7 protein-coding genes are annotated in these 8,053 nt (G+C 64.1%); 6 read left to right on the top strand and 1 reads right to left on the bottom strand.

What is annotated here, in order from left to right; genetic code table 11:
- The first annotated feature begins 117 nt into the window (after nt 1–117).
- From AC0L3A_RS34385 to AC0L3A_RS34365, 5 genes are read left to right on the top strand one after another with little or no spacing between them, the layout of a single operon-like run.
- The gene (locus AC0L3A_RS34385; protein WP_007601971.1) at nt 118–987 is read left to right on the top strand and encodes a branched-chain amino acid ABC transporter permease; all 870 of its coding nucleotides are present in this window, start codon (nt 118–120) and stop codon (nt 985–987) included.
- Between the two features lie 7 nt (nt 988–994).
- Entirely contained in the window at nt 995–2,023 is a 1,029-nt protein-coding gene (locus AC0L3A_RS34380) for a branched-chain amino acid ABC transporter permease (RefSeq protein ID WP_473256046.1), read from the top strand.
- Nucleotides 2,020–2,775, top strand: a complete 756-nt coding sequence (locus AC0L3A_RS34375; RefSeq protein WP_007612502.1) for an ABC transporter ATP-binding protein — start codon at nt 2,020–2,022, stop codon at nt 2,773–2,775. Before AC0L3A_RS34380 ends, AC0L3A_RS34375 begins: the two co-directional genes overlap by 4 nt.
- The gene (locus AC0L3A_RS34370; RefSeq protein WP_354129512.1) at nt 2,768–3,484 is read left to right on the top strand and encodes an ABC transporter ATP-binding protein; all 717 of its coding nucleotides are present in this window, start codon (nt 2,768–2,770) and stop codon (nt 3,482–3,484) included. The genes AC0L3A_RS34375 and AC0L3A_RS34370 overlap by 8 nt, the downstream gene beginning before the upstream one ends.
- A gap of 19 nt (nt 3,485–3,503) precedes the next feature.
- Entirely contained in the window at nt 3,504–4,622 is a 1,119-nt protein-coding gene (locus AC0L3A_RS34365) for a cobalamin-independent methionine synthase II family protein (protein ID WP_354202104.1), read from the top strand.
- A 172-nt stretch (nt 4,623–4,794) separates the two neighbouring features.
- Here AC0L3A_RS34365 and AC0L3A_RS34360 read toward each other — a convergent pair whose 3' ends face one another.
- Nucleotides 4,795–6,513 carry a caspase family protein gene (locus tag AC0L3A_RS34360; protein WP_473256045.1) on the bottom strand — a complete coding sequence of 573 codons (1,719 nt, stop codon included), beginning with the start codon at nt 6,511–6,513 and terminating at the stop codon, nt 4,795–4,797.
- Between the two features lie 173 nt (nt 6,514–6,686).
- Here AC0L3A_RS34360 and AC0L3A_RS34355 point away from each other — a divergent pair, with 173 nt between their 5' ends.
- Nucleotides 6,687–8,042 (top strand): hypothetical protein, encoded by a 1,356-nt coding sequence (locus AC0L3A_RS34355; RefSeq protein WP_473256044.1) that lies wholly within the window; start codon nt 6,687–6,689, stop codon nt 8,040–8,042.
- Nucleotides 8,043–8,053: the final 11 nt, after the last annotated feature.

Genomic DNA, 8,053 nt, shown 5'->3' with positions numbered 1-8,053 from the left:
AAAAAAATACCCCATATCGAGCCTCACTCCCGCTCGGCCAATTAAGCAAAGCCCTCGCAAGCGGGAGAGGGAGCGCAGCACACCCCTGGCTACACCTGAGATAACTTCCGGCCTTCAATGACCTCAATCCTCACCAACCTGTTCGATGGCGTTGCCTACGGCATGCTGCTGTTCGTGCTGGCTTGCGGGCTCGCGGTCACGCTCGGCTTGATGAACTTCGTCAACCTCGCCCATGGCGCCTTCGCCATGGCCGGCGGCTATGTCTGCATGGTGCTGGTCAACCGGATGGGCTGGCCATTCTTCGCGGCATTGCCGCTCGCCTTCGTCTCCTCCGCTGCGATCGGCATCGTGCTCGAGCGCACGCTGTACCGACACCTCTATGCGCGCAGCCATCTCGACCAGGTGCTGTTCACGATCGGCCTCACGTTCATGTCGGTCGCGGCCGTCGATTACATCCAGGGTTCGTCGCGGGTCTTCATCAACCTGCCGGCGGCGCTCCAGGGTCAATTCGACCTGTTCGGCGTTGGCATCGGCCGCTACCGGCTGATGATCATCGTGATCTGCGGGCTGCTCACCATCGGTCTCCAGATGGTGCTGGCCAAGACGCGGTTCGGCAGCCGCCTGCGCGCCGCGGTCGACGATCCCCGCGCCGCGAGCGGCCTTGGCATCAACGTGCCGCAGGTGTTCGCCTTCACGTTTGCCTTCGGTTGCGGGCTTGCCGGTCTCGGTGGCGCGCTCAGCGCCGAGATCCTCGGCCTCGACCCGTATTTCCCTCTGAAGTTCATGATCTACTTCCTAATCGTGGTCACCGTCGGCGGCTCGTCCTCGATCACCGGCCCGTTTCTGGCCTCGCTGCTGCTTGGCATCGGTGACGTCGCCGGTAAATATTACGTCCCGAAGATGGGACCTTTCGTGATCTACACCATGATGATCGTGATCCTGATCTGGCGCCCGAACGGTCTGTTCGGCCGCACGGCTGCGCGTTGAGTCGCCGATGAGCGCCTCCTCCGACGTCGGCTATCACGCCCAGCGCCAGGCACGCTGGCACTATGGCGAGGCCGCTTTCTGGCTGATCGTGCTGGCCTGCGGCTTCGTATTTCCCTCGCGCTACCTGATCATGACGGACATCCTGCGGCTGGCGCTGTTTGCGATGTCGCTCGATCTGATCCTCGGCTACGCCGGCATCGTCTCGCTCGGCCATGCGGCCTTCTTCGGCGTCGGCGCCTACGCGGCGGGGCTTCTTGCGCTGCACGGGATCGTCAACGAACCCGTCCTTGCGCTTGTTGTCGCCGGCCTTGTCGCGATGGTGCTCGGCTTCGCCACCAGCTTCCTGGTGATCCGCGGCGTCGATCTGACGCGGCTGATGGTGACGCTCGGCATCGCGTTGTTGCTGGAGGCGCTGGCCGAACGCTTCTCCAACATCACCGGCGGCACCGACGGCCTGCAGGGTATCGAGATGCAGCCGATCTTCGGCGAGATCCCGTTCGACATGTTCGGCAAGACCGGCTTCTTCTATTCGCTCGCCGTTCTGTTCCTGTTGTTCCTGTTCGCTCGCCGGGTCGTGCACTCGCCGTTCGGTCTGTCATTGCGGGCGATCAAGAACAATCCGCTCCGCGCGGCCGCCATCGGAATCCCCGTCAACCGTCGGCTGATTGCGATCTACACGCTCGCGGCGTTCTATGCCGGCATCGCGGGCGCGCTGTTCACCCAGACCACCGCGATCGCCTCGCTGGACGTGTTCGCCTTCGAGCGCTCGGCGGACCTGATGCTGGTCCTCGTCATCGGCGGCACCGGCTATCTCTATGGGGGGCTGATCGGCGCAGTGCTGTTTCGCATGCTGCAGGAATTATTCTCGACCATCACTCCGCAATACTGGCAGTTCTGGATCGGCCTCGTGCTGGTCGTGATCGTCCTGGTCGGCCGGCCGCGACTGCATCGCTGGATGCTGTATGTGCCCAATCTGGTCATCAAGCAGATAGCCGGGCGCAAAGCCGTTGTCGCCGTGCCGGAGAGCGACGCATGACCATCGCGCTCGAAACCCAAAATCTCGAAAAGCAGTTCGGCGGTCTGCGCGTCACCCGCGATCTGTCCTTGAAAATCGAGCAGGGCGCCCGACACGCGCTGATAGGCCCGAACGGCGCCGGCAAGACCACGGTCATCAACCAGCTCACCGGCGTGCTCAAGCCGAACTCGGGCCGCATCCTGCTCGAAGGCCAGGACATCACGGATCTGCCCGTGCATAAGCGCGTGTTGCGCGGCTTGTCGCGTACCTTCCAGATCAACCAGCTCTATCCCGACCTGACCCCGCTCGAGACCATCGGTCTCGCTGTCTCCGAGCGCCTCGGCCATGGCGGCGACTGGTGGCGGCGGATGGGCACGCGCAGCGACGTCAACGGCGAGATCGCCGACCTCCTGACGCGCTTCCACCTGCTCGACGTCATGAACGAGCAGACCGTGACGCTGCCTTACGGCAAGCAGCGCCTGCTCGAGATCGCGGTCGCGATCGCCGCCAAGCCGCGCGTGCTGCTGCTGGACGAGCCTGCCGCCGGCGTGCCCGAGAGCGAGCGCCACGACATTCTCGCCGTCGTAGGCAGCCTGCCACGCGACGTCACCGTGCTGCTGATCGAGCACGACATGGACCTCGTGTTCTCCTTCGCCGACCGCATCTCTGTCCTGGTCTCCGGCGCGCTGCTCACCGAAGGCCCGCCCGAGCAGGTCGCGCGCGACCCGCAGGTCAAGGCGGTCTACCTCGGCGAGGAGGCGGTCAATGTCTGACCTGCTCGCGATCGACTCGCTTCGCGCCGGCTACGGCGAGGCCGTGGTGCTGCCGAACATGTCCCTGCGTCTCGCCGAAGGCCAGGTGCTGGCGCTGTTGGGGCGCAACGGCACCGGCAAGACCACGCTGATCAACTCGATCGTCGGCGTCACCCGCCGCTTCTCCGGCACTGTCGGGCTGGCTGGCGCCGACGTCACGACCTTGCGGCCCGATCAGCGGGCGCGCGCCGGCATCGGCTGGGTGCCGCAGGAGCGCAATATCTTCCGCTCGCTCACGGTAGAGGAGAACATGTCCGCAGTGGCCCAACCCGGTCCCTGGACCGTTGAGAGGGTCTACGAGATGTTCCCGCGGTTGAAGGAGCGGCGGAGCAATTTTGGCAACCAGCTCTCCGGCGGTGAGCAGCAGATGCTGGCAATCGGCCGCGCGCTGACCCTCAATCCGAAAGTGCTTCTCCTGGACGAGCCGACCGAGGGCCTTGCCCCCATCATCGTCGAGGAGCTCTTGAAAGCGATCGGGACCATCACCCGGGCGGGCGGCATCTGCTCGATCATCGTCGAGCAGAATGCCCAAAAGATTCTGGGGCTGGCCGACCGTGTTGTGATATTGGAGCGCGGAACGATCGTCCACGACGCCCCGAGCGCCGCGCTGAAGGCCGACCCGTCGGTCCTCGAGCGCCACCTCGGCGTCGCAGGGGCGGCGGCCCACTAAAAATAACTGGGAGTAAGAAATGCAGCGAACCAAAGCCCCCTTCCGCGCCGACGAGGTCGGCAGCCTCCTACGCCCCGCCAAGATCAAGGAAGCCCGCGCCAGGCTGGAGAAGGGCGAGATCTCGGCCGACGATCTGCGCAAGATCGAGGACATGGAGATCGAGAAGGTCGTGCACAAGCAGGCTTCGCTCGGCCTGAAGCTCGCAACCGACGGCGAATTCCGCCGCTCCTGGTGGCATTTCGATTTCCTGGCCAAGCTCACCGGCTGCGAAATGTTCCACCCCGACACAGGCATCCAGTTCGCGGGCGTCGAGACGCGGCATGACGCGGTGCGCGTGATCGGCAAGCTCGATTTTCCCGACGACCATCCGATGCTGGATCACTTCCGCTTCCTGAAGAAAGTCGCCGATCAGGCTCACGTCACCGCCAAGATGACGATCCCGTCGCCGGCGGTGCTGCACTTCCGCGGCGGCCGCAAGGCGATCTCCAAGGACGTCTATCCCGATCTCGACGCCTTCTACGAAGACCTCGGCAAGACCTACCGCAAGGCCGTGAAGGCGTTCTATGACGCCGGCTGCCGCTATCTCCAGTTCGACGACACCGTGTGGGCCTATCTCTGCTCGCCGGACGAATTGCAAAAGGCGCGCGAGCGCGGCGACAATCCGGAAGGCCTCCAGCAGATCTATGCGCGCGTCATCAACTACGCGCTGGCCGAGAAGCCCGCCGACATGGTGGTGACGACGCATGTCTGCCGCGGCAATTTCCGTTCGACCTGGATTTCGTCAGGCGGCTACGAGCCGGTTGCCGAGACCATGCTCGCCGGCACCAATTACGACGGCTATTTCCTCGAATACGACAGCGACCGTGCCGGTGGCTTCGAGCCGCTGCGCTTCCTGCCCAAGGGCAACAAGGTCGTTGTGGTCGGCGTCATCACCTCGAAGTTCGGTGAACTCGAGAACAAGGACGCGATCAAACGCCGTCTCGAGGAAGCCGCCAAGTTTGCCCCGCTGGAGCAACTTGCACTTTCTCCGCAGTGCGGTTTTGCCTCGACGGAAGAGGGCAACGTCCTCTCCGAAGAGGAGCAGTGGGCCAAGCTCAGCCTCGCGGTGGAGATCGCAAAGGAAGTGTGGGGCCAATAAGCCTCCTTGCTCCGCTGTCATTCCCCGCGCAGGCGGGGAATCCAGTACGCCGCAGCTTTTCCGCATCTCTCGCTATCTCGGATTACTTGATCGCCCGGTCAACCCGGGCGATGACACCGAACGCGTGGCGGGTGGCATCGCGCTCCTGACAAGCGGGGCGCAAACGCCCCTCTCACTTCTCCGCCAGATAAACCTCGCCCAGCAGCGACGAGTTCGACCACGGGACCTGCTTGTTCTTCGTGGTCGACACCACCTCGGCCCGCACCCGCGTCAGCATCTGCTGCACTTCCAGGCCAGGCGTGCCGAGATGGCGGGAGAGCGCGGCGGAGAACGGCGAGTTGGCGCCTTCACCGTCGAGCGCGACCTGGCCCGGCGCAGTGGCGAAAGCGATCAGCGTGCCGGCGCCGAGCGTCGCGCCGGCGCCCAGGCTCGTTGGCGCTGCGAGGCCCGAGGCAGCTTCGATGGCGCGGCTGGTGCCGGCCGATGCGACCTGCTGTGCCATCGGATTGTTGCGGCAGGCATCGAAGATCAAAATGTTGGTGCGGACCTGGTCGTCGAGGCCGGCCATGATCGTGTCCATGTCGATCATCACGTCCGTCATGCTCGCGCCCGGCTTGAGTTCGACGTCGACGGGAATGAGATAATTGCGACCGTCGACCTGCACGCCGTGGCCCGCATAGTAGACCACCACGACCTGCGCCCGCGCCGCCTCCCGCAAGAAATCACGCGTCATCTTCTGCATCGCCGCGCGGTCGAGATCGACGCCTTCTGATACAGTGAAGCCGATATCGCGCAGGCTCTTCGCAACGGCGCGCGCGTCATTGGGCGGATTGGGCAGCGCCTTGACATGCGCATAGGCGCCGTTGCCGATGATCAGCGCCATGCGCGTGCCGCGCGCGGCCGCAGCAGGCGAGGGAGGCGCCGCGGCACCAGTCTGCTGGGGAGCCGGCGCCTTTGCCGGCTGCGTCGTCGGTGACGGCGCATCGCGCGGGATCGGTGCGCTTGCGTCGGTGATCAGCGACAGCCGCACCTTTGCGGTGGCTTGATTGGCCTTGCTGCCGGCATCGGACGCCGCGATCGCCAGCGTGGCCTTGTAGTCGTCGCTCGCGTGCGCGTAGTCGCCTTTCGCCTCGTAGGCCAACGCGCGATGGGTGTAGCCCGAGATCAGCACGCTGTTCGGCGGCGTCATGATGTTGACGGGCGGCTTCTCCTTCGCGAGCCGAATCGCTTCGCTGCCGTCGGCAATCGCGCGATCGTAATCGCCTCTGACACGCCAGATCGCGGTCCGGTTGATCAGCGGCTGCGGCAGTGTCGGGTCGAGCCGGATCGCCTGGTTGATGTCGGCCAGCGCGCCGTCGAGGTCGCCGAGCGCCTCCTTGGAGATGCCGCGGTTCTGGTACGAGAATGCCGATTTCGGATCGGCTTTGATCGACATATCGTAATCGGCAATGGCCTTGGCGTAGTCGCCCTTGCCGCGCCATGCATTGCCGCGATTATGGAAGATGGTACCATCAGGCGGGCCCAGCTTCAGCGCATCGTCGAAATCGGTGATCGCGATCTCGTACTCGCCTCTGTCGTAGTAGGCCGATCCCCTGAGATTGTAGACTGCCTGGCTCGGCTGGAGCCGGATCGCTTCCGTGGCGTCGGTGATGACCTTTGGGTATTCGCCCTTCTTGTTCCAGCCTACCGCGCGCCAGAAGTAGACCGTTGCGAGCTGCTCGCCCTTGAACACCTTCAGCGCAATGATCTTGCTGCAGGCATCGATCATCTGGTCCGCCGGCGTGGTGTCGGTGGTGCAGAGCGGCCCAAGCTGGCTGCGCGCCTGCGCAAAAGCGGGCGCCGACCACAGGGTTGCGGCGAGCAGGCAGAGCGCGACGAGCAGGCGACGCATTGGCGGTGGTCCCGTTGAGGAGAGGCGTCTGTTGGTTGCCCGGCAGGGGAAGGTGGTTCACGGCCTCGCTGTTGTGCACATGGCAAACGGGGGCGGCTCTATCCCTATTCCCTCAGTGGGCAGATTTTGCTACGAGGCATTACCCAACCCTTCTGCCCACCGCGTCCCACTCCATGAAGAATGACGAAATCCTGAGCCAAATCACCGAGTTCTGCCGTAAGGCGGACATGGCGGAGTCGACGTTCGGACGGCGCGCGGTGAACGATGGGAAGCTCGTGCACCGCCTGCGCGAGGGCAAGCGCATCACGATCGACACCCTGGACCGGATCCAAGCCTACATGGCCGCATCGATGGCCGGCGGCGTGCCGCCGCCGCGGGGACTTCAGGTGCCCCCGGAAAAGCGCGATCCGCGCGGCAATTTCCGCTTTTTCGAGAACCGGCAGAAATACCTGCTGTTCGTGCACACTTGCAGTGAGAAGCGGGTGGTCGCCGAGCGCGTGGCGCTGGAGCTTGCCAGCATCCATCCCCGGCCCCCGGCGCTCCGCGTGTTCGATGCCGGGGTTGGCGACGGCACGGTACTGGCGCGCGTGCTGCGCTCGATGCATCAGCGCTTTCCACACATGCCGTTCTATGTCGCCGGCAAGGAGCTCAGTCTCGAGGACCTCCGCCTGACGCTGGACAAGGTGCCGGATCGCATTTTCGAGCATCCGGCCTCGGTGTTCGTTTTTACCAACATGCTTTATGCGGAGGCGCCCTGGCTCACGCCGTCATCGCCCTCAGCGGCAGCCGCGACAGTCTGGCATGAAGTTCCCCTGCGGGGTGCTTCCTCGGGCGAGTTCGAGACGCAAATCGCGGAGTTGAAGCCGTTTTTGGAGCAGAACTGGCGCGCGGCGGTCAGCCCGCGCACGGGAATGCCGCTCTATGAGCGGCCGGTCGTGCTGGTGCTCTACCGCGAAGACCAGCGTTTTCTGCTCGATTCGACCATTCCACGGCCGGGCCAGGCCGAGGCCAATTTCGACCTCGTTATTGCATCTCAGCCATACCGCGCGCTGTCCTCGGTCAATTTTCGGGCAAAACGGATCATTGCGCCCCTGGCCCGGGCCTTGCGGGCGGGCGGCCGCCTGATCGGAATTCACTCCCATGGCCAGGATCCGGGCATGGAGATGATCCAGGCGATCTGGCCCGGAGAAAACCCTTTCTCGGTGAGCCGTCATGAGCTATTGCGCGCGGTGAAGTATGAGCTCGGCTCGGTGGGCCGCGACTTAAATTTTAATGCTTATGCAGATAACCGCTCGATCTTCAGGTATGATATGGAAGCGCTGCCCAACGAGGTGACGGGCACTATCGGAACCTCGACGGCCTTTGCAGCCTGGAATGCGGCGGTGTATGTCGCTCAGATTGAGGACGACCGGTTGACGGAAATGACTCAAAACGGCCGCACTCTGGACGCCGCCAGAGACGTGCTGCGAAAGTACAATGGGCTCTGGTTTCTCGACGAATCCTACGTCATCTCGCGCCGGCGTGATTGACATCATTCAAA

Source organism: Bradyrhizobium sp. MI1.3, assembly GCF_055811695.1.
This window is presented reverse-complemented; position numbering and strand designations above follow the sequence as displayed.

Excerpts from the sequence above, each read along its gene's own strand:
- AC0L3A_RS34385 (WP_007601971.1), top strand. The coding sequence starts at position 118 with ATGACCTCAATCCTCACCAACCTGTTCGATGGCGTTGCCTACGGCATG.
- AC0L3A_RS34380 (WP_473256046.1), top strand. The coding sequence starts at position 995 with ATGAGCGCCTCCTCCGACGTCGGCTATCACGCCCAGCGCCAGGCACGC.
- AC0L3A_RS34375 (WP_007612502.1), top strand. The coding sequence starts at position 2,020 with ATGACCATCGCGCTCGAAACCCAAAATCTCGAAAAGCAGTTCGGCGGT.
- AC0L3A_RS34370 (WP_354129512.1), top strand. The coding sequence starts at position 2,768 with ATGTCTGACCTGCTCGCGATCGACTCGCTTCGCGCCGGCTACGGCGAG.
- AC0L3A_RS34365 (WP_354202104.1), top strand. The coding sequence starts at position 3,504 with ATGCAGCGAACCAAAGCCCCCTTCCGCGCCGACGAGGTCGGCAGCCTC.
- AC0L3A_RS34360 (WP_473256045.1), bottom strand. The coding sequence starts at position 6,513 with ATGCGTCGCCTGCTCGTCGCGCTCTGCCTGCTCGCCGCAACCCTGTGG.
- AC0L3A_RS34355 (WP_473256044.1), top strand. The coding sequence starts at position 6,687 with ATGAAGAATGACGAAATCCTGAGCCAAATCACCGAGTTCTGCCGTAAG.